The organism is Enterobacter sp. EGD-HP1 (assembly GCF_000733275.2).
Classification (GTDB): Bacteria; Pseudomonadota; Gammaproteobacteria; order Enterobacterales; family Enterobacteriaceae; genus Enterobacter.
In genome coordinates this window covers 59,569-82,810 of record NZ_AVOP01000036.1, presented here as the reverse complement: position 1 = coordinate 82,810, position 23,242 = coordinate 59,569, and the positions used below count along the sequence as shown (strand labels likewise).

General features: G+C 56.4%; 27 protein-coding genes. 21 read left to right on the top strand and 6 right to left on the bottom strand.

Features of this window, described 5'->3' with window-relative positions:
* Window positions 1–137: 137 nt before the first annotated feature.
* Window positions 138–1,316 carry an MFS transporter gene (locus N037_RS21675; RefSeq protein ID WP_032643449.1) on the top strand — a complete coding sequence of 393 codons (1,179 nt, stop codon included), beginning with the start codon at window positions 138–140 and terminating at the stop codon, window positions 1,314–1,316.
* Window positions 1,317–1,406: 90 nt separating this feature from the next.
* Here N037_RS21675 and flk read toward each other — a convergent pair whose 3' ends face one another.
* A complete protein-coding gene (flk, locus tag N037_RS21670) occupies window positions 1,407–2,411 on the bottom strand; it encodes a flagella biosynthesis regulator Flk (RefSeq protein WP_023336431.1) in 1,005 nt (334 codons plus the stop codon).
* A 113-nt stretch (window positions 2,412–2,524) separates the two neighbouring features.
* On the opposite strand from flk, the gene pdxB reads away from it, so the two are divergent.
* The 15 genes from pdxB to hisP all read left to right on the top strand — a co-directional run bounded on the left by pdxB (window position 2,525) and on the right by hisP (window position 16,534).
* The gene (pdxB, locus tag N037_RS21665; RefSeq protein ID WP_032643448.1) at window positions 2,525–3,661 is read left to right on the top strand and encodes a 4-phosphoerythronate dehydrogenase PdxB; all 1,137 of its coding nucleotides are present in this window, start codon (window positions 2,525–2,527) and stop codon (window positions 3,659–3,661) included.
* A gap of 67 nt (window positions 3,662–3,728) precedes the next feature.
* Window positions 3,729–4,742: an aspartate-semialdehyde dehydrogenase gene (locus N037_RS21660; RefSeq protein WP_023336429.1), complete on the top strand. Its 1,014-nt coding sequence runs from the start codon at window positions 3,729–3,731 to the stop codon at window positions 4,740–4,742.
* Complete coding sequence (gene truA, locus N037_RS21655; RefSeq protein WP_023312566.1) at window positions 4,742–5,554, top strand: tRNA pseudouridine(38-40) synthase TruA; 813 nt, start codon at window positions 4,742–4,744, stop codon at window positions 5,552–5,554. The genes N037_RS21660 and truA overlap by 1 nt, the downstream gene beginning before the upstream one ends.
* A 28-nt stretch (window positions 5,555–5,582) precedes the next feature.
* Window positions 5,583–6,242: a DedA family protein gene (locus tag N037_RS21650; protein WP_023336428.1), complete on the top strand. Its 660-nt coding sequence runs from the start codon at window positions 5,583–5,585 to the stop codon at window positions 6,240–6,242.
* Window positions 6,243–6,396: 154 nt separating this feature from the next.
* Entirely contained in the window at window positions 6,397–7,302 is a 906-nt protein-coding gene (accD, locus tag N037_RS21645; protein ID WP_023336427.1) for an acetyl-CoA carboxylase, carboxyltransferase subunit beta, read from the top strand.
* A 70-nt stretch (window positions 7,303–7,372) separates the two neighbouring features.
* The gene (gene folC / locus N037_RS21640; RefSeq protein WP_032643446.1) at window positions 7,373–8,641 is read left to right on the top strand and encodes a bifunctional tetrahydrofolate synthase/dihydrofolate synthase; all 1,269 of its coding nucleotides are present in this window, start codon (window positions 7,373–7,375) and stop codon (window positions 8,639–8,641) included.
* Entirely contained in the window at window positions 8,631–9,317 is a 687-nt protein-coding gene (gene dedD, locus N037_RS21635) for a cell division protein DedD (RefSeq protein ID WP_023336425.1), read from the top strand. The genes folC and dedD overlap by 11 nt, the downstream gene beginning before the upstream one ends.
* Window positions 9,318–9,482: 165 nt before the next feature.
* Window positions 9,483–9,971 carry a colicin V production protein gene (gene cvpA / locus N037_RS21630; protein WP_000262116.1) on the top strand — a complete coding sequence of 163 codons (489 nt, stop codon included), beginning with the start codon at window positions 9,483–9,485 and terminating at the stop codon, window positions 9,969–9,971.
* Between the two features lie 33 nt (window positions 9,972–10,004).
* Window positions 10,005–11,522 (top strand): amidophosphoribosyltransferase, encoded by a 1,518-nt coding sequence (purF, locus tag N037_RS21625; RefSeq protein WP_021241570.1) that lies wholly within the window; start codon window positions 10,005–10,007, stop codon window positions 11,520–11,522.
* A gap of 89 nt (window positions 11,523–11,611) precedes the next feature.
* Window positions 11,612–12,181, top strand: coding sequence for a UbiX family flavin prenyltransferase (locus N037_RS21620; protein WP_023336424.1), 570 nt, complete (start codon window positions 11,612–11,614; stop codon window positions 12,179–12,181).
* Between the two features lie 291 nt (window positions 12,182–12,472).
* The gene (argT, locus tag N037_RS21615; protein WP_023312560.1) at window positions 12,473–13,255 is read left to right on the top strand and encodes a lysine/arginine/ornithine ABC transporter substrate-binding protein ArgT; all 783 of its coding nucleotides are present in this window, start codon (window positions 12,473–12,475) and stop codon (window positions 13,253–13,255) included.
* 226 nt (window positions 13,256–13,481) lie between these two features.
* Window positions 13,482–14,264: a histidine ABC transporter substrate-binding protein HisJ gene (gene hisJ / locus N037_RS21610; RefSeq protein WP_024908950.1), complete on the top strand. Its 783-nt coding sequence runs from the start codon at window positions 13,482–13,484 to the stop codon at window positions 14,262–14,264.
* 88 nt (window positions 14,265–14,352) lie between these two features.
* Window positions 14,353–15,039 carry a histidine ABC transporter permease HisQ gene (locus N037_RS21605; protein WP_023336422.1) on the top strand — a complete coding sequence of 229 codons (687 nt, stop codon included), beginning with the start codon at window positions 14,353–14,355 and terminating at the stop codon, window positions 15,037–15,039.
* Window positions 15,036–15,752, top strand: a complete 717-nt coding sequence (locus N037_RS21600) for an ABC transporter permease (RefSeq protein WP_008502590.1) — start codon at window positions 15,036–15,038, stop codon at window positions 15,750–15,752. Before N037_RS21605 ends, N037_RS21600 begins: the two co-directional genes overlap by 4 nt.
* An 8-nt stretch (window positions 15,753–15,760) precedes the next feature.
* A complete protein-coding gene (hisP, locus tag N037_RS21595) occupies window positions 15,761–16,534 on the top strand; it encodes a histidine ABC transporter ATP-binding protein HisP (protein WP_023312558.1) in 774 nt (257 codons plus the stop codon).
* 97 nt (window positions 16,535–16,631) lie between these two features.
* Here hisP and N037_RS21590 read toward each other — a convergent pair whose 3' ends face one another.
* From N037_RS21590 to yfcG, 4 genes are all read right to left on the bottom strand, one after another.
* Entirely contained in the window at window positions 16,632–17,153 is a 522-nt protein-coding gene (locus N037_RS21590) for a GNAT family N-acetyltransferase (protein ID WP_032643443.1), read from the bottom strand.
* Between the two features lie 44 nt (window positions 17,154–17,197).
* The gene (locus N037_RS21585) at window positions 17,198–18,091 is read right to left on the bottom strand and encodes a TIGR01777 family oxidoreductase (RefSeq protein ID WP_023336420.1); all 894 of its coding nucleotides are present in this window, start codon (window positions 18,089–18,091) and stop codon (window positions 17,198–17,200) included.
* A gap of 13 nt (window positions 18,092–18,104) precedes the next feature.
* On the bottom strand, window positions 18,105–18,473 hold the full coding sequence (gene folX, locus N037_RS21580) for a dihydroneopterin triphosphate 2'-epimerase (protein WP_023336419.1): 369 nt from the start codon (window positions 18,471–18,473) through the stop codon (window positions 18,105–18,107).
* 75 nt (window positions 18,474–18,548) lie between these two features.
* Entirely contained in the window at window positions 18,549–19,178 is a 630-nt protein-coding gene (yfcG, locus tag N037_RS21575; RefSeq protein ID WP_023336418.1) for a GSH-dependent disulfide bond oxidoreductase, read from the bottom strand.
* Between the two features lie 140 nt (window positions 19,179–19,318).
* Between yfcG and yfcF the strand changes: the two genes are divergently transcribed.
* The 3 genes from yfcF to yfcD are packed head-to-tail and all read left to right on the top strand — an operon-like array spanning window position 19,319 to window position 21,181.
* Entirely contained in the window at window positions 19,319–19,963 is a 645-nt protein-coding gene (gene yfcF / locus N037_RS21570) for a glutathione transferase (protein WP_032643441.1), read from the top strand.
* A 56-nt stretch (window positions 19,964–20,019) separates the two neighbouring features.
* A complete protein-coding gene (gene yfcE / locus N037_RS21565) occupies window positions 20,020–20,571 on the top strand; it encodes a phosphodiesterase (RefSeq protein ID WP_032643439.1) in 552 nt (183 codons plus the stop codon).
* A 55-nt stretch (window positions 20,572–20,626) separates the two neighbouring features.
* Window positions 20,627–21,181 (top strand): NUDIX hydrolase YfcD, encoded by a 555-nt coding sequence (yfcD, locus tag N037_RS21560; protein ID WP_023312551.1) that lies wholly within the window; start codon window positions 20,627–20,629, stop codon window positions 21,179–21,181.
* A 3-nt stretch (window positions 21,182–21,184) separates the two neighbouring features.
* Here yfcD and N037_RS21555 read toward each other — a convergent pair whose 3' ends face one another.
* The gene (locus N037_RS21555; RefSeq protein WP_029741925.1) at window positions 21,185–22,204 is read right to left on the bottom strand and encodes a LacI family DNA-binding transcriptional regulator; all 1,020 of its coding nucleotides are present in this window, start codon (window positions 22,202–22,204) and stop codon (window positions 21,185–21,187) included.
* A 234-nt stretch (window positions 22,205–22,438) separates the two neighbouring features.
* Here N037_RS21555 and N037_RS21550 point away from each other — a divergent pair, with 234 nt between their 5' ends.
* Both N037_RS21550 and N037_RS21545 read left to right on the top strand, forming a co-directional pair.
* Window positions 22,439–22,882 carry a PTS sugar transporter subunit IIA gene (locus N037_RS21550; protein WP_023336414.1) on the top strand — a complete coding sequence of 148 codons (444 nt, stop codon included), beginning with the start codon at window positions 22,439–22,441 and terminating at the stop codon, window positions 22,880–22,882.
* Between the two features lie 80 nt (window positions 22,883–22,962).
* A complete protein-coding gene (locus N037_RS21545) occupies window positions 22,963–23,235 on the top strand; it encodes a PTS sugar transporter subunit IIB (protein WP_023336413.1) in 273 nt (90 codons plus the stop codon).
* Window positions 23,236–23,242 lie beyond the last annotated feature (7 nt).

Genomic DNA, 23,242 nt, shown 5'->3' with positions numbered 1-23,242 from the left:
AAGGCAAACTTCACCACTCAACATTATCCTCACGATAATGCGTAAGCGTTTAACGTCAACCAACGCACCTTAATCCTGATAATCAGGTAGAGGGGGCGTGGCATTTCCCCGCCTTACTCTTCATTTCGGAGTAAAGCATGACTGCAGTAACTCAAACAGAAACAACCCCTTCAGCGAACGTCTCGCTGTTCCGTATCGCGTTTGCGGTATTTCTGACCTATATGACCGTTGGCCTGCCGCTGCCGGTTATACCGCTGTTCGTTCATCAGGAGCTGGGCTATGGCAACACCATGGTCGGCATTGCCGTGGGCATTCAGTTTTTAGCCACGGTATTAACCCGCGGCTACGCCGGACGGCTGGCGGATCAGCACGGTGCAAAACGTTCGGCGTTACAGGGGATGTTTGCCTGTGGGCTGGCGGGCGGCGCATGGCTGCTGGCGGCTCTCCTGCCGGTAGACGCCGCGTATAAATTTGCGCTGCTGGTGCTGGGCCGTTTAATCCTTGGATTTGGTGAAAGCCAGCTGCTGACCGGCACCCTGACCTGGGGAATGGGCCTGGTAGGCCCGGCACGTTCAGGCAAGGTGATGTCCTGGAACGGTATGGCCATCTATGGCGCGCTGGCCGCAGGCGCACCGCTTGGGCTGCTGATTAATAGCCAGTTTGGATTTGCGGCGCTGGCTGCCACTACCATGGTGCTGCCGCTGGTGGCATGGGCGTTCAACGGCTCGGTGCGTAAGGTGCCCGCGCACAAAGGCGATCGTCCTTCCCTGTGGAGCGTGGTGGGGCAAATCTGGCAGCCGGGTCTCGGGCTGGCGCTGCAGGGGGTAGGCTTCGCGGTGATTGGTACCTTTGTCTCGCTCTATTTTATGAGCCGCGGCTGGGCGATGGCCGGTTTTACGCTTACCGCGTTTGGCGGCGCGTTTGTGCTGATGCGCGTCTTCTTCGGCTGGATGCCGGATCGCTTCGGCGGCGTGAAGGTGGCGGTGGCGTCGCTGATGATAGAGACCGTGGGCCTGCTGCTGCTGTGGAATGCACCCGTGGCATCCGTTGCGCTGCTGGGCGCGGCGCTAACCGGCTGTGGCTGTTCACTGATTTTTCCGGCGCTGGGTGTTGAAGTGGTGAAGCGCGTGGCTCCGCAGGTGCGCGGGACGGCGCTAGGAGGCTACGCGGCGTTTCAGGATATCTCATACGGGGTCACCGGACCGCTGGCCGGGGTGTTAGCCACCTCGTTTGGTTATCCGTCCGTCTTCCTGGCCGGTGCGGTTTCTGCGGTGGTTGGGATCGTGGTGACGCTGGTGGCGTTTCGCAGGACTTGAGCCGTTGTTGCCGGGTGGCGGCTGTGCCTTACCCGGCCTACGGTTCGAGCCGTTGTAGGCCCGGTCAGCGTAGCGCCACCGGGCAAAACCTCAGGCAACCAGCCAGAAAACCGCCAGTGCAATCACTAGCGCAATAAACATTAACCCTGGACGCGCCGAGAGCGTTCTGAACGTCTCGACGACCGGCGCAAACAGCGGGCTGTAGATTGGCTGAATGTTTCTCACCTCCGGCACGCCGCCTTCGCGCTCGGCGCGACGAACAAAGATTTGATTGAGCAGATCCTGCACCTGCGCGGTGGTCAGGACCGTTTGCGGCGTGACCTGCCAGTTTTGCTGGGCGTAATCCCGAATTACGTCGAACTCGTGCGGCTCAAGCGGCTGTTTGAGTGCCGCCTGGACGGTATGCAGGGTAGGGGCATTCTGGGTGCTGAGCGTCTGGCGCGCCTGGAGCCAGGTCGCCAGATGCGTAAACTGTTTGGCAGGGATCAGCTCACCCGCCTTCACGCCGGACAGCTCCAGCATGGATTGCCAGATAAGCTTCGTCGGTTCGCCGGTGGCCGCAGCCAGTTTTGTCACCATCTGCTTGAGCGTGTTGTGCTCGGCAGGCAGCAGCGGACGCTCGGTCGCCGGGCGCACCTGAGGCTGCGGAATAGACAGCTCGTTGTTCTGCAGCAGCGTCAGCACGGTTTTCAGCTGGTCGGGCGTCAGCTGGCCCAGGGCGGTCTGGCCGTACTGCTGACGGATAAAATCACTCACCGCCTGGCGGTTATTTCCCTGGCCCAGCAGCTCGGTCAGCTGCGCGACAATCTGACGCGTGGTGTGGTTCTGCTGCGCGGTAGTAATACGCTGGTTCAGGTTTTGCTCGGCGGCAGGGAAATGGCGCGACTGCAGCGGTGCGTCGTTCCTCACGCCTAAATCATGTTTCACCCCGGCCCAGACTTCCGCGTTTTGCTGCGAAGTTAGCGCAATCAGGCGCGTGATCAGTCGCTCCAGCACGGTGCGCTGTTGCGTGGATAGCGGTTGTTCACCGGCAACGTTTGGCGTGACAGGGCCTTCACCCGGAGGGCGCGGCGGCGTACCTGAAATAGGCTGCATCGTCAAAAATCCTTAAAGTCAAAACTCAGCGTAAACCCGGCATACGTATATGCCTGGCGGCCAGATTATGGCACACTTGGCAGGTTTTCTTCCTCTCAAACAGGTACTCAGACGTGAAAATCCTCGTTGATGAAAATATGCCTTATGCCCGTGAGCTGTTTAGCCGCCTGGGTAACGTTAAGGCTGTCCCTGGTCGCCCGATCCCGGTCAACGAACTGGATGACGCAGACGCGCTGATGGTGCGCTCGGTGACCAAAGTAAATGAGGCGTTGCTCGCCGGTAAAGCGATTAAGTTTGTCGGAACCGCAACGGCAGGGACCGATCATGTGGATGATCAATGGCTGAAGCAGGCCGGAATCGGTTTTTCCGCCGCACCGGGCTGTAACGCTATTGCCGTCGTGGAATACGTTTTCTCCTCGCTGCTGATGCTGGCCGAGCGCGACGGTTTTGCGCTGAAGGACCGCACCGTGGGGATTGTCGGCGTGGGTAACGTCGGCGGGCGCCTGCAAAAGCGCCTTGAAGCCTTAGGGATCCGCACGTTGCTGTGCGATCCGCCGCGCAAAGACAACGGCGATGACGGCGATTTCCGCCCGCTGGACGAGCTGGTTGAACAGTGCGACGTGCTGACGTTCCACACGCCGCTGTTTAAAGAGGGGCCGTATAAGACGCTGCATCTTGCTGATGACGCGCTGATCCGTCGTCTGAAGCCTGGCACTATTCTGATAAATGCCTGCCGGGGCCCGGTCGTCGATAACGCCGCGCTGCTGGCGTGTCTGAATGAAGGACAAGACCTCAGCGTGGTGCTGGACGTCTGGGAGCCGGAGCCGGATCTCAACGTTGAGCTTCTCAATAAGGTCGACGTGGGCACCGCGCACATCGCCGGTTACACCCTCGAGGGGAAAGCGCGCGGCACGACGCAGGTCTTCGAGGCCTACAGCGCCTTTATTGGCCATCCGCAGCAGGTAGCGCTGGATACCTTACTTCCCGCACCTGAATTTGGCCGCATTACCCTGCACGGTCCGCTCGATCAGGCAACGCTGAAAAGGCTGGTGCATTTAGTGTATGATGTGCGCCGCGATGATGCGCTGCTGCGTAAAGTGGCGGGGATCCCGGGTGAGTTTGATAAGCTGCGCAAGCACTACGTTGAGCGCCGCGAGTGGTCTTCCCTGTATGTGATGTGCGACGACGCTTCGGCGGCGACGCTGCTGCATAAACTTGGGTTTAACGCCGTTCATCACCCGGCGCATTAATGTCTTCTTAATGCTCCCTGTCGGATACTCCGACAGGGACGCTTTTTTATTTCTGGAGTAAACCACCATGTCTGAAGGCTGGAACATTGCCATTTTAGGTGCCACGGGTGCCGTGGGCGAAGCCCTGCTCGAAACCCTTGCTGAGCGTCAGTTCCCGGTGGGCGACATCTTTGCGCTGGCGCGTACCGACAGCGCAGGTGAGCATCTGCGTTTTAACAGTAAATCCGTTATGGTGCAGGACGCGGCCGCGTTCGACTGGACGCAGGCGCAGCTGGCGTTTTTCGCCGCGGGCGCTGAAGCGACTGCTGCGTACGTTGAAGAGGCGACCAACGCAGGCTGCCTGGTGATCGACCTGAGCGGCCTGTTCTCAATGGAGCCGGACGTGCCGCTGGTGGTGCCGGACGTGAACCCCTTTGTGCTGGCTGACTACCGCAACCGTAACGTCATTGCGGTGCCGAACAGCCTGACCAGCCAGCTGCTGACCGCCCTGAAACCGCTGATCGACGACGGCGGTCTGTCGCGCATTACTGTCACCAGCCTGCTGTCCGCGTCCGCGAACGGCAAAAAGGCGGTTGACGCGCTGGCCGGGCAGAGCGCGAAGCTGCTGAACGGTATCCCGATTGATGAAGATGATTTCTTTGGCCGCCAGCTGGCGTTCAACATGCTTCCGCTGCTGCCGGACCGCGAGGGCTCCGTGCGCGAAGAGCGTCGTATCGTCGATGAAGTGCGCAAAATTCTGCAGGACGATGGCCTGATGATCTCCGCGAACGTCGTACAGTCTCCGGTCTTCTACGGCCACGCGCAGATGGTAGGTTTTGAAGCGCTGCGTCCGCTGGCGGCAGAAGAGGCGCGCGATGCGTTTGGCCGCGGTGAAGACATCGTGCTCTCTGAAGAGAGCGAGTTCCCGACCCAGGTGGGCGATGCCACCGGTAGCGCGCATCTTTCCGTTGGCTGCGTGCGCAACGATTACGGTATGCCGGAGCAGGTTCAGTTCTGGTCCGTTGCCGACAACGTACGCTTCGGCGGCGCGCTGATGGCGGTCAAGATCGCTGAAAAATTGGTGCAGGAGTACCTGTACTGATGTCAGACGTGGAACAAAAGCCGGTCCATAGAATTGCCCTCGGCATTGAGTACGATGGCAGTAAATATTATGGCTGGCAGCGTCAGAACGAGGTGCGCAGCGTCCAGGAGAAGCTGGAAAAAGCGCTCTCTCAGGTGGCAAACGAGCCGATTAACGTCCTGTGCGCAGGACGTACGGATGCGGGTGTTCACGGTACGGGGCAGGTGGTGCACTTTGAAACCACCGCCGTGCGTAAGGATGCCGCCTGGACGCTGGGTGTAAATGCGAATTTGCCTGGTGACATCGCGGTGCGTTGGGTAAAAGCTGTACCGGATGATTTTCACGCGCGCTTCAGCGCCACGGCGCGCCGCTACCGTTATGTCATCTACAATCAGCGCCTGCGTCCGGCAGTGTTGAGCCAGGGCGTCACGCATTTTTATGAACCGCTTGATGCTGAACGCATGCATCGCGCGGCGCAGTGTCTGATTGGTGAAAATGACTTTACGTCGTTTCGTGCGGTGCAGTGTCAGTCCCGCACGCCGTGGCGCAACGTCATGCACATTAACGTCAGCCGTTTTGGCGCGTATGTGGTGGTGGATATCAAAGCCAATGCCTTTGTACATCATATGGTTAGGAATATTGTGGGCAGCCTGATGGAAGTGGGTGCCGGACACCAGCCGGAGAGCTGGATTGCAGACCTGCTGGCAGCGAAGGACAGAACGCTTGCGGCAGCCACGGCGAAAGCGGAAGGATTGTATCTGGTCTCGGTTGACTATCCGGATCGGTTTGACCTGCCGAAACCGCCAATGGGTCCGCTATTTTTAGCGGACTAAACAAAGGTGCAATTAGGGTTTAGACAATATGGACGTAATTCGTTTTTTGATTGATTTCATCCTGCATATTGATGTTCACCTGGCGGAGCTGGTCGCGCAGTATGGCGTCTGGGTTTATGCCATTCTGTTTCTTATTCTGTTTTGTGAAACCGGGCTGGTCGTTACCCCATTCCTGCCAGGGGATTCACTGCTGTTCGTTGCCGGCGCGCTATCGGCGTTACCGACCAATGACCTGAACGTGCATCTTATGGTTGTGCTGATGGTGATTGCCGCCATTGTCGGGGATGCGGTCAACTATACGATTGGACGGGTGTTTGGTGAGCGGCTGTTCAGCAATCCGGATTCGAAAATTTTCCGTCGCAGCTATTTAGATAAAACCCATGCGTTTTATGAACGCCATGGCGGAAAAACCATTATCCTTGCGCGCTTTGTGCCTATTGTGCGCACATTTGCACCGTTTGTGGCGGGAATGGGGCATATGTCCTATCGTCATTTTGCGGCATACAACGTGATTGGCGCGCTGCTGTGGGTACTGCTGTTCACCTACGCAGGCTACCTGTTTGGCGATCTACCGATCGTTCAGGAAAACCTTAAGTTACTGATTGTAGCGATTATTGTGCTTTCCGTACTGCCGGGCGTTATCGAAATCATTCGTCACAAACGTGCGGCGGCAAAACAAGCGAAGTAAATGCACGCTGGCGGTTCGACCACTTTTTTATCCAAAGTTTCGGGCTGTTATGTTTTAATGTGCAACATTCATGGTCTGTTGGAGGCAAAAATGGCATTATTCGCCTCTTATAGCAAAACTGGCATACGACCAGGTTCAGGCAGAAAGGTTATCAATGAGCTGGATTGAACGAATTAAAAGCAACATTACCCCAACGCGCAAAGCGAGCATTCCTGAAGGGGTATGGACGAAGTGTGATAGCTGCGGTCAGGTTCTGTATCGCGCAGAGCTGGAGCGCAACCTTGAGGTGTGTCCGAAATGTGACCACCATATGCGTATGTCGGCGCGCAACCGCCTGCATAGCCTGCTGGACGAAGGCTCTCTGGTAGAGCTGGGTAGCGAACTTGAGCCAAAAGACGTGCTGAAGTTCCGCGATTCCAAAAAATACAAAGATCGTCTGGCCTCTGCACAGAAAGAGACCGGCGAGAAAGACGCGCTGATCGTCATGAAAGGCACCCTGCATGAGATGCCGGTTGTTGCCGCTGCGTTTGAGTTCGCCTTTATGGGCGGCTCAATGGGCTCCGTGGTCGGTGCGCGCTTCGTGCGTGCCGTTGAGCAGGCGCTGGAAGACAACTGTCCGCTGATTTGCTTCTCTGCCTCCGGCGGTGCGCGTATGCAGGAAGCGCTGATGTCGCTGATGCAGATGGCGAAAACCTCTGCTGCACTGGCGAAAATGCAGGAGCGCGGTCTTCCGTACATCTCCGTGCTGACCGACCCAACCATGGGCGGCGTCTCCGCGAGCTTCGCGATGCTGGGCGACCTGAACATCGCTGAGCCTAAAGCCCTGATCGGCTTTGCGGGTCCGCGCGTTATCGAGCAGACCGTTCGTGAAAAGCTGCCGCCGGGCTTCCAGCGCAGTGAGTTCCTCATTGAGAAAGGCGCTATCGATATGATCGTCCGCCGTCCGGAAATGCGCCTGAAGCTGGCGAGCATCCTGGCGAAGCTGATGAATCTGCCAGCGCCGAACCCGGATGAGCCGCGCGAAGGCGTGGTGGTACCGGATCAGGAACCCGAGGCCTGATAACTGAAAAGGGCAGGGCCGATTGGCGCTGCCCTTTTGCTTTCTAATCTGTTAATGACAACCGGGCATTATGGAAAATAAAAGCATTCCACAAGCCACGTCGCCCCTGGCCGCGTGGCTTTCTTATCTGGAAAACCTGCACAGTAAAACCATCGATATGGGGCTTGAGCGCGTAAGCCAGGTCGCCGCGCGTCTTGATGTGCTCAAACCGGCACCTTTCGTGTTTACCGTCGCGGGCACTAACGGTAAAGGTACGACCTGCCGCACGCTGGAATCTGTCCTGATGGCTGCGGGTTACAAAGTTGGCGTGTACAGCTCTCCACACCTGGTCCGCTACACCGAGCGCGTTCGCGTACAGAACAGCGAGCTGCCGGAATCGGCGCATACGGCGTCGTTCGCGGAAATTGAAGCCGCGCGCGGTGAGATCTCATTAACCTATTTTGAATACGGTACCCTGTCGGCGCTGTGGCTGTTCAAACAGGCTCAGCTGGATGTGGTGATCCTTGAGGTCGGCCTCGGCGGACGTCTTGATGCGACCAATATGGTGGATGCGGACGTGGCGGTGGTCACCAGCATCGCGCTGGACCATATCGACTGGCTGGGACCGGATCGTGAAAGCATTGGCCGCGAGAAGGCGGGTATTTTTCGGGCGAATAAACCCGCCGTGGTCGGCGAGCCGGACATGCCGCACACCATTGCTGACGTGGCAAACGAGAAGGGCGCGCGTCTGCTGCGCCGCGGCGTTGACTGGCAGTATGAGGTTCGGGACAACGGCTGGCGCTTCAGCGATGCGCAGGGCGCGCTGGACAACCTGCCGCTGCCGCAGGTGCCGCAGCCGAACGCGGCCACCGCGCTGGCGGCACTGCGCGCCAGCGGATTAGCGGTCAGCGAGCAGGCTATCCGCGACGGTATTCAGAGCGCAATTCTGCCCGGGCGTTTCCAGATTGTCAGCGAGTCACCGCGCCTGATTCTGGACGTGGCGCATAACCCGCATGCAGCGGCGTATCTCGCGGAACGTCTCAAATCGTTACCAAAAACCGGGCGCGTGCTGGCGGTTATCGGTATGCTTCATGATAAAGATATCGGCGGGACGCTGGCCTGCATGGAGAGTGCGGTCGATAGCTGGTATTGTGCTCCTCTGGAGGGGCCGCGCGGTGCGACGGCTGAGCAGCTGATGGAACATCTCGGCAAAGGCGCAATCTACAGTAGCGTGGCTCAGGCCTGGCATGCCGCGATGGCGGATGCTAAACCAGAAGATACCGTGCTGGTGTGTGGTTCATTCCACACGGTGGCACATGTCATGGAAGTGATGGACGCGGGGAGAACCGGTGGCGAGTAAGTTTCAGAACCGTTTAACAGGAACCATTGTGCTGGTCGCGCTCGGGGTGATTATTCTCCCTGGTCTGCTCGACGGGCAGAAAAAGCATTATCAGGATGAGTTTGCCGCTATTCCGCTGGTCCCTAAACCGGGTGACCGCGATGAGCCGGATATGCTGCCAGCGGCGACGCAGGCGCTGCCTGCTCAGCCGCCGGAAGGGGCGGCAGAAGAGGTGCGTGCAGGCGATGCCGCCGCACCGTCGCTTGACCCGTCTCGTCTGGCGGCAGCGAGCAGCAGCGATATCGATCCGGTGCCGATAGAGCAGCCTAAACCTGTTGAAAAACCGAAGCCGGTTGAGAAGCCGCAGCCGAAACCGCAGCGGGATAAAGCCGCAGAGCAGCTGGCTGCGGCGTCAGAAACCCCTCCGCCGGCAAAACAAGACGCGGCACCGACCGGAAAAGCTTACGTTGTGCAGCTCGGTGCACTGAAAAACGCCGATAAGGTCAACGAGGTCGTGAGCAAATTGCGCAGTGCGGGATATCGTGTTTACACTTCACCTTCCACGCCGGTGCAGGGTAAAATTACCCGTATCCTCGTGGGGCCAGAAGCGTCCAAAGACAAGCTTAAAGGTTCGCTCGGTGAGCTGAAGCAGATCTCCGGCCTGAGCGGTGTGGTGATGGGCTACAGCGCGAACTAAGTACGACCTGCTCCTTAAAGAGAGAGGCGATAAGCCACGGCGTTGAACATTTTTTCAGCGCCTTTTTTATTTACGCGTGGGAAGGAAATCCCTACGCAAACGTTTTCTTTTTCTGTTAGAATTCGCCCCGAACTGGATGACAGGGCGTTAAATCGTGGGACACATATGGTCTGGATTGATTACGCCATCATTGCGGTGATTGGTTTTTCCTGTCTGGTTAGCCTGATCCGTGGCTTTGTTCGTGAAGCGTTATCGCTGGTGACTTGGGGTTGTGCTTTCTTTGTCGCCAGTCATTACTACACTTACCTGTCTGTCTGGTTCACGGGCTTTGAAGATGAACTGGTCCGAAATGGAATCGCCATCGCGGTGCTGTTTATCGCGACGCTGATTGTCGGCGCTATCGTGAATTACGTGATAGGTCAGCTGGTCGAGAAAACCGGTCTGTCAGGAACGGACAGGGTGCTCGGGATCTGTTTCGGGGCATTACGAGGCGTGCTGATTGTGGCCGCGATCCTGTTCTTCCTGGATACCTTCACCGGGTTCTCCAAAAGCGAAGACTGGCAGAAATCGCAGCTCATTCCAGAGTTCAGCTTCATCATCAGATGGTTCTTTGACTATCTGCAAAGCTCGTCGAGTTTTTTGCCCAGGGCATAAACCCTGAGATGTGGCTTAACGAGGAAAAGACGAATGTGCGGTATTGTCGGTATCGCCGGTTTCATGCCGGTAAACCAGTCGATTTATGACGCGTTAACGGTGCTTCAGCACCGTGGGCAGGATGCTGCGGGTATCATCACCATTGATGCAAACAACTGCTTCCGTTTACGCAAGGCGAATGGCCTCGTAAACGATGTGTTTGAAGCCCGCCATATGCAGCGTCTGCAAGGTAATATGGGGATCGGTCACGTTCGTTATCCTACTGCTGGCAGTTCCAGCGCCTCTGAGGCACAGCCTTTCTACGTCAACTCACCGTATGGCATCACCCTTGCTCATAACGGCAACCTGACCAACGCGCATGAACTGCGTAAAAAGCTGTTCGAAGAGAAACGTCGCCACATTAACACCACCTCTGATTCTGAAATCCTGCTCAATGTGTTCGCCAGCGAGCTGGATAACTTCCGTCACTACCCGCTGGAAGCAGACAACATCTTTGCTGCCATTGCCGCGACAAACCGCCAGATCCGCGGCGCGTACGCCTGCGTAGCGATGATCATCGGTCACGGCATGGTGGCCTTCCGCGATCCAAACGGCATTCGTCCCCTGGTGCTCGGCAAACGCGACCTCGGTGATGGCCGTACCGAATATATGGTTGCCTCTGAAAGCGTGGCGCTGGATACCCTGGGCTTTGAGTTCCTGCGTGACGTTGCGCCGGGCGAAGCGGTCTATATTACCGAGAAGGGCCAGCTGTTTACCCGTCAGTGTGCCGATAACCCGGTCAGCAACCCGTGCCTGTTTGAATACGTTTACTTTGCCCGCCCGGATTCCTTCATCGACAAGATTTCCGTCTACAGCGCGCGCGTCAACATGGGCACGAAGCTTGGCGAGAAGATTGCCCGCGAGTGGGACGATCTTGATATCGACGTGGTTATTCCTATCCCGGAAACCTCCTGCGATATCGCGCTGGAGATCGCCCGCATTCTGGACAAGCCATACCGTCAGGGCTTCGTGAAGAACCGCTACGTTGGCCGCACCTTTATCATGCCGGGCCAGCATCTGCGCCGTAAGTCCGTGCGCCGCAAGCTGAACGCCAACCGCGCGGAATTCCGCGACAAGAACGTTCTGCTGGTGGATGACTCCATCGTTCGCGGTACCACCTCTGAGCAGATTATCGAGATGGCGCGCGAAGCGGGTGCGAAGAAAGTCTACCTGGCCTCTGCTGCGCCGGAGATTCGCTTCCCGAACGTGTACGGCATCGATATGCCAACCGCTAACGAGCTGATCGCTCACGGCCGTGAAGTGGATGAGATTCGCCAGATCATCGGTGCCGACGGCCTGATTTTCCAGGATCTGAACGATCTTATTGACGCGGTGCGTGCCGAGAACCCGGAAATTCAGCAGTTCGAATGCTCCGTGTTCAACGGTATTTACGTGACCAAAGACGTTGACCAGCAGTACCTCGACTATCTTGATTCGCTGCGCAACGACGATGCGAAAGCCGTCCAGCTGCAGAACGATCTCGAAAGCTTAGAGATGCACAACGAAGGTTGATGCTCCGGCAGGTGAGGGCCTATGCCCTCACTTGCAACTCCCCGTAAAATCCTGCACAGTCTGCCCTGAAATCAGTAAGGGCGAAAATCATGAAACGACTCATTGTTGGGCTCAGCGGTGCCAGCGGCGCGATTTACGGCGTACGTCTGTTACAGGTTCTGCGTAACGTGGCGGAGGTCGAAACTCATCTGGTGATGAGCCAGGCGGCGCGGCAGACCCTCTCACTGGAAACCGATCTTTCCCTGCGCGAAGTTCAGGCACTGGCGGATGTCGTTCACGATGCCCGTGATATCGCCGCCAGCATCTCCTCAGGCTCGTTTAAAACGGCCGGCATGGTTATCCTGCCCTGTTCAATTAAAACGCTCTCCGGCATTGTGAACAGCTATACCGACACCCTGGTGACGCGCGCGGCGGATGTGGTACTGAAGGAGCGTCGTCCCCTGGTGCTTTGCGTGCGGGAAACGCCGCTGCACCTCGGCCACCTGCGTTTAATGACCCAGGCCGCGGAGCTTGGGGCCGTCATCATGCCGCCGGTTCCGGCGTTCTATCATCGCCCGCAGTCGCTGGACGATGTCATTAACCAGACCGTTAACCGCGTGCTGGATCAGTTTGACATCGATCTGCCGGAAGATCTCTTCATCCGCTGGCAAGGGGCCTGATACTGTGCACAAATGCTGTGCGTGAAAAGAGACGTTGCCCTGTTTCAGGGCAATTATGCAACGGCGATCATATCCTCGACATTTAATTCGTTTTTTCCCTTTTTCTCTCTCCGGTTCGTTCGGCAGACCTGCTATCTTTCACCATTAAGGCAATATCGCAACGTTTTATTAACATATTTAACGTCGAAGTTTTGACCAGACGGCAATGTGGCATAAGACCTGCAAGATGAAGCCTGCAACACAACACACAACACAATACATAATAAAATCACGGTACTTGAGGGTAAATGTATGAAGAAGACGGTTCTGGCTCTGTCTTTGCTCGTGGGGTTAAGTGCGGCAGCAGGTAGCTACGCAGCGCTTCCACAGACGGTTCGTATCGGTACAGACGCAACCTATGCGCCATTCTCTTCTAAGGATGCGAAAGGCGATTTCGTGGGGTTTGATATCGATTTGGGAAATGAAATGTGCAAACGCATTGCGGTGAAATGCACATGGGTGGGCAGCGACTTTGACGCGTTAATCCCGTCGCTGAAAGCCAAGAAAATCGACGCCATTATCTCTTCTCTCTCCATCACCGAAAAACGCCAGCAGGAGATCGCCTTCTCTGACAAGCTCTACGCCGCGGATTCTCGCCTGATTGCGCCGAAAGGCTCCCCGATTAAGCCCACCATCGACTCGCTGAAAGGCAAGCATGTTGGCGTGCTTCAGGGATCGACTCAGGAAGGTTATGCCAATGCGACCTGGCGTGAGAAGGGCGTAGACGTGGTGGCTTACCAGAACCAGGATCTGATTTACTCTGATCTGGCCGCAGGCCGTCTGGATGCCGCATTCCAGGATGAAGTCGCCGCGAGCGAAGGCTTCCTGAAACAGCCTGCGGGCAAAGACTATGCGTTTGCTGGCCCGTCGGTGAAAGACAAAAAATACTTTGGTGACGGCACCGGTATTGGCCTGCGCAAGGATGATACCGAGCTGAAAGCCGCTTTCGACAAAGCCTTTGCAGAGCTGCGTAAAGACGGTACTTACGACAAACTGGCGAAGAAATACTTCGACTTCAACGTATACGGTGAATAATACCCGGCGCTAACGCACCGCAAAGGTGCGTTACGGGAGCGGTTGACCCAATACGGTGCGTTTTTTGCACCGTATTGGATCGCTTTGTGCATACTTACGCATTTATAATGCAAAAATTCCCGGCTGAAGGGCATTAGTCTTTGCCTGACAGAGGGAATTGATGGCACATTAGCACCACCCCGTCGTCGTAAAAATCCCGTATGAAGACAGTTTGTTGAGGACAAATATGAAAAAACTCGTGTTGTCACTATCTCTGGTGTTGGCCTTTTCCAGCGCCACCGCGGCATTCGCAGCCATTCCGCAGAAAATTCGGATTGGTACCGATCCAACCTATGCGCCATTCGAATCGAAGAATTCAAAGGGTGAACTGGTCGGTTTTGACATCGATCTGGCCAATGAGCTGTGCAAACGCATCAAAGCACAGTGTACCTACGTTGAGAACCCGCTGGATGCGCTGATCCCGTCCCTGAAAGCGAAAAAAATCGACGTGATTATGTCCTCGCTCTCCATCACCGAAAAACGCCAGCAGGAGATTGCCTTCACCGACAAACTCTACGCGGCCGATTCTCGTCTGGTGGTGGCTAAATCCTCTGACGTGCAGCCAACGCTGGAGTCCCTGAAAGGCAAACGCGTCGGCGTGCTGCAGGGCACCACGCAGGAAACCTACGGCAACGAACACTGGGCGCCGAAGGGGATTGAAATCGTCTCCTATCAGGGCCAGGAAAATATCTACGCTGACCTGACGGCAGGCCGAATTGATGCGGCATTCCAGGATGAAGTCGCGGCAAGCGAAGGCTTCCTGAAAACGCCGGTGGGTAAAGATTACAAGTTTGGCGGCCCGTCCATTAAGGACGTGAAGCTGTTTGGTGTGGGCACCGGTATGGGCCTGCGCAAAGAAGACAACGAGCTGCGTGAGGCGCTGAACAAAGCGTTTGCTGAAATGCGCGCTGACGGCACCTACGACAAGCTGGCGAAAAAGTACTTTGATTTTAATGTTTACGGCGGCTAATCGCCCCGTCAAATAACGTGCGGCCCCTCCCGATGCGGGAGGGGAAAAGACACGGTTCCACCACTCACGATACGACAGGGCTCGCGGTATGCTGTACGGATTTTCTGGCGTTATTTTACAGGGCGCGCTTGTCACCCTTGAGCTGGCTATCAGCTCCGTGGTGCTGGCGGTGCTGATAGGTCTGGCGGGCGCAGGGGCGAAGCTTTCGGCTAACAAACCGCTGGCGCTCATATTTGAAGGCTACACCACGCTTATTCGCGGCGTTCCCGATCTGGTGCTGATGCTGCTTATCTTTTACGGTCTGCAGATTGCGCTTAACAGCGTAACGGACGCGATGGGCATGGGACAAATAGATATCGACCCGATGGTGGCCGGTATTATTACCCTCGGTTTTATCTACGGTGCCTACTTCACCGAAACCTTCCGCGGTGCCTACATGGCCGTGCCGAAAGGCCACATTGAGGCGGCAACCGCATTTGGTTTTACCTCTTCACAAACGTTTCGTCGGATTATGTTCCCGGCCATGATGCGCTACGCGCTGCCGGGCATCGGCAACAACTGGCAGGTTATCCTCAAAGCGACAGCGCTGGTCTCGCTGCTCGGTCTGGAAGACGTCGTGAAAGCAACTCAGCTGGCGGGCAAGAGCACCTGGGAGCCGTTCTACTTTGCGGTAGTCTGTGGCGTGATTTATCTGGTCTTTACGACCGCCTCCAATGGTGTGCTGCTTCTGCTCGAGCGTCGCTACTCCGTGGGTGTGAAGAGGGCTGACCTGTGATTGAGATTATTCAGGAATACTGGAAATCGCTGCTGTGGACGGATGGCTACCGCTTTACCGGCGTGGCGATTACGCTCTGGCTGCTGATCTCCTCCGTGGTGATGGGCGGCATTCTGGCGGTGTTTCTTGCCATTGGCCGCGTGTCGAACAATAAATTTATCCAGTTCCCGATCTGGCTGTTTACCTACGTGTTTCGCGGTACGCCGCTGTACGTGCAGCTGCTGGTGTTCTACTCGGGGATGTATACGCTTGAGATCGTAAAAGGCACTGAGATGCTGAATGCGTTCTTCCGCAGCGGTCTGAACTGTACGGTGCTGGCGTTGACGCTCAACACCTGCGCCTACACCACCGAGATTTTCGCCGGGGCAATTCGCTCTGTCCCTTACGGTGAAATAGAAGCGGCGCGCGCGTACGGCTTTTCCTCGGTGAAACTTTACCGCTGCATTATTCTGCCGTCGGCGCTGCGTATCGCATTACCGGCGTACAGTAACGAAGTGATTTTGATGCTGCACTCCACCGCGCTCGCCTTCACCGCGACGGTGCCGGATCTGCTCAAAATCGCGCGCGATATTAACTCCGCGACCTATCAGCCGTTTACCGCGTTTGGCATTGCGGCGGTGCTCTATTTAATTATCTCTTATGTTTTGATTAGCCTGTTCCGTAAGGCTGAAAAACGCTGGTTGCAGCATATAAAACCTTCTTCGACGCACTGAGAAAGATGATGGCTGAGAACAAATTAAACGTTATTGATTTGCACAAACGCTACGGCGAACATGAAGTGCTGAAAGGGGTGTCGCTGCAGGCGAATGCGGGCGACGTGATCAGTATCATCGGCTCATCCGGCTCGGGTAAAAGTACCTTCCTGCGCTGCATTAACTTCCTCGAAAAGCCGAGCGAAGGCTCGATTGTGGTGAGCGGGCAGAATATTAACCTGGTCCGTGACAAAGACGGCCAGCTGAAGGTCGCGGATAAACACCAGCTGCGCCTGCTGCGTACGCGCCTGACGATGGTGTTCCAGCACTTCAACCTCTGGAGCCACATGACGGTGCTGGAGAACGTGATGGAAGCGCCGATTCAGGTGCTGGGCCTGAGCAAACAGGAAGCCCGCGAGCGCGCGGTGAAATACCTGGCGAAAGTGGGTATCGACGAGCGCCAGCAGATGAAATACCCGGTGCATCTCTCCGGCGGTCAGCAGCAGCGTGTCTCCATCGCGCGCGCGCTGGCGATGGAGCCTGAGGTGCTGCTGTTCGACGAACCGACTTCCGCGCTGGACCCGGAACTCGTCGGCGAAGTGCTGCGCATCATGCAGAAGCTGGCCGAAGAGGGCAAAACGATGGTGGTGGTGACGCACGAGATGGGCTTCGCCCGTAACGTCTCGAACCACGTGATTTTCCTGCATCAGGGGAAAATTGAAGAGCAGGGCCACCCGGACGAGGTGCTGGCGAACCCGCAAAGCCCGCGTTTGCAGCAGTTCCTCAAAGGATCTCTGAAGTAGATTTTGCCTTTCTCCCTCTCCCTGTGGGAGAGGGGCGGGGTGAGGGCATCAAACCGCAGTGCAGCCCAATCGCCCGGTGGCGCTTCGCTTACCGGGCCTACAAATTCCGTTGCCGGCCGGCATACTCCAGTCGATACACCCAGTCGTCATAGCGCACGCCGTCAATTTCATACGCCTTGTCCAGCACCTGCGTACGTACAAATCCCGCTTTTTCCAGCACCCGCACTGAACCGCCGTTATCCGCCAGCACATATGCGTTAATCGCTTTTACGCTGGTCTGGCTAAACGCATAGTCACATACCGCGCGCAGCGCCTCGCTGGCGATGCCTTTTCCCTGCGCGGCAGGCACAACCGTGTAGCCGATATCCGCCTCTTCACGGTTCTCAGAGCTGATTTGCAGGCCGATATCGCCCAGCGGCGTATCGTCCTCCAGAGAGCGGATCACGAAGACATGCTCCGACATCAGGCGTGCAGCAAACACGCGTCGGGTCTCTTTTTCCGGCGCGATGGCGGCCATGTAGCGCATGATACTGCGATCTTCTCGCAGCGAGCGGAAGAAGGCCCAGTCAGTGGGTTCGAAAGGGGTGAGGTGAAGCCGGGGTGTGGTGATTGTTGCCATTGTTACGCCATTTCTTCGGAACATGGCCTGTCACTGTAACATATTCACCGCACCACATCCCCCAGCGCTTCTTCTAATTCATACCAGCGGAACGCAAAGCCGGCCGCTTCCAGCCGTTTTGGCAGCGCCCGCTGCCCGCCTAATACCAGCACGGACGCTTCACCCATCATCAGGCGAATGACCGTGGCAGGCACGCGCAATATCGCCGGGCGGTGCAGGGCATGTCCCAGCGCGTGGGCAAACTGTTCATTACGCACCGGATACGGCGCAACCATGTTAAACGGTCCGCGCAGATCGTTATCCAGCAGCCAGAGAATACCGTTGACCATATCGTCGATATGGATCCACGCCAGGTACTGACGACCATTGCCGATGGGGCCGCCGAGTCCGAGCCGGAAAGGAGGAAGCATCTTCGCCAGAATACCGCCTTTCGGCGCAAGCACGACGCCGGTCCGCAACAGGCAGACGCGGGTGCGATCGCTCTGCGCCGCACAGGCGATACGCTCCCACTGGGCGCAGAGCTTATGGGTAAACTCGTTATGGGGCGGCTCTTCCTCGGTCACCACCACCTCGCCGAGATCGCCGTAATAGCCCACCGCTGAGCCCGAAATCAGCACCGAAGGCGGGGTGTGGCTATTGCGGATCAGCTCGACCAGCTTTTCGGTAATGTTCCACCGACTGCTGCATAACAGCTGTTTTTGCTCTTCCGTCCAGCGCTTATCGGCGATGGGTTCTCCCGCGAGGTTAATGACGGCGTCGAAGCCGTCCAGATTTTGCTGCTCGGCCAGATTTTTCCAGATATCGATGCCCGCCCCCAGCACCTGGCGCGCTTTCTCCGGGCTGCGCGTGACCACGGTAACGTCGTGATGCAAGGCCTGCAGACGCGCAATGAGGTGACGACCAATCAGGCCTGTACCGCCGGTCAGCAAAATCTTCATACAACCTCCAGGTTTACGCCTGGCGTCGCCAGCTTAACGTCATGGAGACGGAATCGGCGTAGCGCAGGGCGTGAAGTTTATCGATCTCAACTTCAGCATAAGTGACCCAGTGATGTTCGCGTGCGATATCGAGCACATCCTGAGTTAATTTTTCCAGCAGAGAGAAGCGGTTATTCTCCACGTACTGGATGATGTTTTTGGTGATTGTGCGGTAGTTCAGCGCGTCGTTGATGTCTTCGCTGGCCCGCGCTTTGTCTGCGGGATAGTGAATAACCACGTTAATGACAATATCCTGACGGTTGGCGATCTCTTCCTCTTTGATACCGATGAAGGTACGCAAGCGTAAATTTTTTATACGAATAACAGCATCTGGCTGTGACATTGCAGGTCTTCTCCGTGTCAGTATTTCCTGCTCATCATACATGAGAGGCTCGCGGGCACCCAGCCTCATAGACGGTTAAATCTGCTGGATTTTTTGCATCGCTCGCTCAGTGGCCGGACGGGTTCGGATGCGCTCAAACCAGTTGTTCACCGCCGGGTAAGAAGCCAGGTCAATGCGGTGTTTTTCATGCGTATTCACCCACGGCCAGCAGGCGATATCGGCAATACTGTAATGATCGCCGCCGAGCCACGGCGTTTTCTCCAGCCGACGGTTCAGAACGTCATACAGCCGTTGAGTCTCAACCTGATAGCGTTCTATCGCATAAGGGATGGGCTGCGGGGCGTAAGCGGTAAAGTGATGATTTTGACCCAGCATGGGTCCCAGCCCGCTTGCCTGCCAGAAGAGCCATTGCAGGGTATGGTGACGCTCGCGCAGTTCGCCGCTCAGCAGCATGCCGGTTTTCTCCGCCAGGTAGAGCAAAATTTCACCGGATTCAAACAGGCTCAGCGGTCTGCCCCCGTCCGCAGGCCGGTTATCAATAATGGCCGGGATTTTATTATTTGGCGAGATAGCCAGAAAGAGAGGGCTGAACTGTTCGCCTTTGCTGATATCCACGCGAATGATCCTGTAATCCAGCTCGGCTTCTTCAAGAAAGAGGGTGATCTTATGGCCGTTTGGGGTAGGGGCATAATAAAGGTCGATCATTCTCAACTCCTGTCCATGCGAAGAGGGGTGCCATGACAAATGAGTATAGGTGGTTGTTGTAAATCGTGAGTTTTCATCAAGTGACAGCGAGGCAAAGAGATTATATGTTGAGTAAAAACCGATCAGCCTATGAGGATGTTATGAACCAGCCCGTCATCACGTTGTGGTCCGATGCCAATTTCTTTTCTCCCTATGTTATGAGCGTATACGTTGCGCTGGCCGAAAAGGGGCTTACTTTTACGCTGAAGACCGTCGATCTCGACGGCGGTGAACATCTCAAACCGCAGTGGCAGGGCTACGACCTGACCCGACGCGTGCCGGTGCTGGAGATCGACGGTTTTGCCCTGAGCGAATCGTCGGCGATCGATGAATATCTGGAAGATCGGTTTGCGCCGCCGGAGTGGGAGCGCATCTATCCTCACGACCTGCAAAAACGCGCGCGGGCGCGGCAGATCCAGGCGTGGCTGCGAAGCGATCTGGTGCCAATTCGCGTGGAACGCTCGACGGACGTCGTGTTCGCCGGGGTGAAAAAGCCAGCGCTCAGCGCTGAAGGCCGTGAAAGCGCACAAAAACTGATTGAAACCGCCACCTCGCTCCTCGCACACGGCAATCCGAACCTGTTCGGCGAGTGGTGCATTGCCGACGCCGATCTGGCGTTGATGCTTAACCGCCTGATCCTCAACGGCGATGAGGTGCCGCAGCTGCTGGTGGATTATGCCGCGTTTCAGTGGCAGCGCGCCTCTGTGCAGCGCTATGTGGCACTCTCGGCTAAGCGCGCGGGCTGATAAGCCCTGACGCTTCAGGTATGATGGGGGCAGTCTGTTTTCCCGAGGAGTGACTGATGAAACTGATGTTTGCGTCGGATATCCATGGATCGCTGCCCGCTACCGAGCGTGTCCTCTCCCTGTTTGCACAAAGCGGCGCGCAGTGGCTGATTATTCTGGGGGACGTGCTCAATCACGGCCCGCGCAACGCGCTGCCGGAGGGCTACGCCCCGGCGCAGGTCGCGGAAATGCTTAACCCGTTTGCCTCGCGCATTATCGCCGTTCGCGGCAACTGCGACAGCGAAGTGGACCAGATGCTGCTGCATTTTCCCCTTACCGCGCCATGGCAACAGGTGCTGCTGGAACAAAGCCGCCTGTTCCTGACCCATGGGCATCTTTTTAGCCCGGATAATCTCCCGGCGCTCGCGGCTGGCGATGTCCTGGTTTACGGTCATACTCATATTCCGGTTGCTGAAAAACGCGGTGAGATTTATCACTTCAATCCGGGTTCGGTCAGCATACCGAAAGGCGGTTATCCTGCGAGCTACGGCATGCTGGATGGAAATACCCTGAGCGTTATCGCACTTAATGATCAGCAAGTTATTGCGCAGATAGCGATTAATCCGTAAGTTACACCTCAACTGCAAACGCGCCGAAAGAGCGCTTAGAAGAGAAGGTTTCCCGATGGTGGAGCAGAGTCATTTGGCAAGTACAGAGTGGGTTGACATTGTCAGCGAAGAGAATGAAGTGATCGCGCAGGCCAGCCGCGAACAAATGCGTGCGGAGCGTCTGCGTCACCGCGCAACGTACATCGTTGTGCATGACGGGATGGGCAAAATTCTGGTTCAGCGCCGTACGGACACCAAAGATTTTCTCCCGGGTATGCTGGATGCCACCGCAGGTGGGGTTGTCCAGGCAGATGAAGTGCTGCTGGATTCCGCGCGTCGTGAAGCGGAAGAAGAGTTAGGTATTGCCGGCGTGCCGTTTGCCGAGCACGGTCAGTTCTATTTCGAAGACGAAAACTGCCGCGTCTGGGGCGGGCTGTTTAGCTGCGTTTCTCACGGCCCGTTTGCCCTGCAGGAAGAAGAGGTGAGTGAAGTCAGCTGGATGACGCCGGAAGAGATCACCGCGCGCTGCGACGAGTTTACGCCGGATTCATTAAAAGCGCTGGCGCTGTGGATGACCCGCAACGCCAAAAACGAATCGACCAAATCAGAGAAAGAGGAAGAGGCTGAGTAAGATTCAGCAACTCTCTCTCAGACACAGACTGGACGCGATGGGCTTTTGATCGCGCCAGTCACCGTCATTCAGACGCTCCAGCAACGCTTTCCCGGCTTCAATTCCAATCTTACGATGCGGCACTGCCATCGTCGTCAGCGGCGGCTGACAGACGCGGCTCACGTCGCTATCGCCAAAGCCTACTACCGCCAGATCGTCCGGCACCTTGATTCGCCTGCGCTGGCACTCGTACAGCGCGCCGCAGGCCAGCTCGTCAGAGACGCACACCAGCGCATCCAGCTCCGGCCATGCCAGCAGGAATTCTGGCAGCTGTGCCGCGCCGGTCGAGAAGCTCGGCGGCATCGCCGCGTTAATGACACGGTTTGGCGACATATGGTGGCGAAGCATGGCCTTGTACCAGCCCTGCAGATGCTGCTGGAAAATCCACTGCTCCTGGTTGGCGCACAGCAGGCCAATATTTTGGTAGCCACGCTTAATCACCATTTCCGTCAGTTCATACATGGCCGCTACGTTATCAATCCCGATATTCATATCAATCGGGTCAGCGCGCATGGCACCCATCTCCATCACCGGAATAGAGGCATTTTTCAGCCAGTGGCGAACGGTGTCGGTATGTTCAACGCTGAGCAGGATAGCGGCGGCAATATTCGACGCCAGCAGCGTCTCAAGCAATTTCTCCTCCTGCTCAAGACGATGCTGGGATTCCGCCAGCATGATCTGATACCCGGCAGGCTGTAGCACCTGCTGCAGCCCGGCGAACATCTCCGAGCAGCCGGCTTCGGAGAGATTAGGCACCACCATGGCTATCGTCCATGACGACGCCGAGGCCAGCGCGCTGGCAGCAAGATTAGGCATATAGCCCAGCTCCTGCACGGCAGCTTCAATTTTTTCTCGTAGTTTATCGGAAACCTGTTCGGGCGTGCGGAGTGCACGGGACACGGTCATCGTGCCCACACCGGCAAGCTGTGCGACATCGGCGAGTGTCACTTTACCAGTACTGCGCCGTTTTCGGGTTAGAGACATACACCTTCCTGCTGACCAGACGCGTTCTTCATTTCCTTCGCTTCACGTGACAGGCAGTATACGCCTTAAATCCCTTTTTTTGCTGTGATTTAGCACCTTGATTGCAATTTGATAGCGCTATCACATTTCTGCATGTTAACGGTTGGTAGCGCTATCTTTGTGATCGCGATCGCAGTCATTCAGCGATGTGTTGAATAAAGTTTGCTCATCTTTAGCGTGTAGCGGGAGTGAAAAGTGCTCAAAAAATGGATATATGATACAACCATCACGCTGCAGGATAGCGTGGAAAACTGGCCGCAGGCGCTGGAGCTGTGCGCGAAGCCGCTGCTGGATTTGCAGGTGATTGAACCTGAATACGTCACGGCCATCATCCAGCAGCACCACACGTTAGGACCCTATTATGTGCTGGCACCAGGGCTGGCGATGCCGCATGCGCGGCCGGAGGAAGGCGCCAAAGGACTGGGGTTGTCTTTATTAAAACTAAAACAGGGCGTCTCGTTTGGTGCCGGTGAGTTTGACCCTGTCGATGTCATTATTATGCTCGCGGCACCCGACAAAAATAGCCATATTGAGATGATCTCATCGCTGGCTGAATTATTTTCCAGCGATGCAGATATGGCTGAACTGCATCAGGCGAATACCCTGGAGGAAATTAAAACGATTATTGACCGCTTCTGATTTAATTCTTTAATCCGATTATTCACAACATTACGCGCCAGCGTGATGGGGCGTGCTCTACTCAAAATAAGGGGACAACAATGAAAATCATGGCTATTTGCGGCTCCGGCCTGGGCAGTAGTTTTATGGTCGAAATGAATATTAAAAAGGTGCTTAAAAAACTGGAGATTGAGGCTGAGGTTGAACATTCCGATCTCTCTTCGGCCACACCGGGCGCAGCCGATCTTTTCGTGATGGCAAAGGACATTGCGGCCAGCGCCAGCGTGCCGGAAAGCCAGCTGGTGGTGATTAATAACATCATCGACATCAACGAACTTGAAGCGCAGCTGCGCGCCTGGTTCGACAGACAATAATCCTGAT

What these genes read in the sequence shown, in the direction of transcription:
- purF (WP_021241570.1), top strand. Translation starts at nt 10,005, where the DNA reads ATGTGCGGTATTGTCGGTATCGCCGGTTTCATGCCGGTAAACCAGTCG.
- N037_RS21605 (WP_023336422.1), top strand. Translation starts at nt 14,353, where the DNA reads ATGCTGTACGGATTTTCTGGCGTTATTTTACAGGGCGCGCTTGTCACC.
- cvpA (WP_000262116.1), top strand. Translation starts at nt 9,483, where the DNA reads ATGGTCTGGATTGATTACGCCATCATTGCGGTGATTGGTTTTTCCTGT.
- N037_RS21590 (WP_032643443.1), bottom strand. Translation starts at nt 17,153, where the DNA reads ATGGCAACAATCACCACACCCCGGCTTCACCTCACCCCTTTCGAACCC.
- hisP (WP_023312558.1), top strand. Translation starts at nt 15,761, where the DNA reads ATGGCTGAGAACAAATTAAACGTTATTGATTTGCACAAACGCTACGGC.
- N037_RS21555 (WP_029741925.1), bottom strand. Translation starts at nt 22,204, where the DNA reads ATGTCTCTAACCCGAAAACGGCGCAGTACTGGTAAAGTGACACTCGCC.
- flk (WP_023336431.1), bottom strand. Translation starts at nt 2,411, where the DNA reads ATGCAGCCTATTTCAGGTACGCCGCCGCGCCCTCCGGGTGAAGGCCCT.
- yfcD (WP_023312551.1), top strand. Translation starts at nt 20,627, where the DNA reads ATGGTGGAGCAGAGTCATTTGGCAAGTACAGAGTGGGTTGACATTGTC.
- argT (WP_023312560.1), top strand. Translation starts at nt 12,473, where the DNA reads ATGAAGAAGACGGTTCTGGCTCTGTCTTTGCTCGTGGGGTTAAGTGCG.
- hisJ (WP_024908950.1), top strand. Translation starts at nt 13,482, where the DNA reads ATGAAAAAACTCGTGTTGTCACTATCTCTGGTGTTGGCCTTTTCCAGC.
- truA (WP_023312566.1), top strand. Translation starts at nt 4,742, where the DNA reads ATGTCAGACGTGGAACAAAAGCCGGTCCATAGAATTGCCCTCGGCATT.
- yfcG (WP_023336418.1), bottom strand. Translation starts at nt 19,178, where the DNA reads ATGATCGACCTTTATTATGCCCCTACCCCAAACGGCCATAAGATCACC.
- N037_RS21620 (WP_023336424.1), top strand. Translation starts at nt 11,612, where the DNA reads ATGAAACGACTCATTGTTGGGCTCAGCGGTGCCAGCGGCGCGATTTAC.
- N037_RS21660 (WP_023336429.1), top strand. Translation starts at nt 3,729, where the DNA reads ATGTCTGAAGGCTGGAACATTGCCATTTTAGGTGCCACGGGTGCCGTG.
- N037_RS21675 (WP_032643449.1), top strand. Translation starts at nt 138, where the DNA reads ATGACTGCAGTAACTCAAACAGAAACAACCCCTTCAGCGAACGTCTCG.
- yfcF (WP_032643441.1), top strand. Translation starts at nt 19,319, where the DNA reads ATGAACCAGCCCGTCATCACGTTGTGGTCCGATGCCAATTTCTTTTCT.
- yfcE (WP_032643439.1), top strand. Translation starts at nt 20,020, where the DNA reads ATGAAACTGATGTTTGCGTCGGATATCCATGGATCGCTGCCCGCTACC.
- folX (WP_023336419.1), bottom strand. Translation starts at nt 18,473, where the DNA reads ATGTCACAGCCAGATGCTGTTATTCGTATAAAAAATTTACGCTTGCGT.
- accD (WP_023336427.1), top strand. Translation starts at nt 6,397, where the DNA reads ATGAGCTGGATTGAACGAATTAAAAGCAACATTACCCCAACGCGCAAA.
- N037_RS21650 (WP_023336428.1), top strand. Translation starts at nt 5,583, where the DNA reads ATGGACGTAATTCGTTTTTTGATTGATTTCATCCTGCATATTGATGTT.
- N037_RS21545 (WP_023336413.1), top strand. Translation starts at nt 22,963, where the DNA reads ATGAAAATCATGGCTATTTGCGGCTCCGGCCTGGGCAGTAGTTTTATG.
- N037_RS21585 (WP_023336420.1), bottom strand. Translation starts at nt 18,091, where the DNA reads ATGAAGATTTTGCTGACCGGCGGTACAGGCCTGATTGGTCGTCACCTC.
- folC (WP_032643446.1), top strand. Translation starts at nt 7,373, where the DNA reads ATGGAAAATAAAAGCATTCCACAAGCCACGTCGCCCCTGGCCGCGTGG.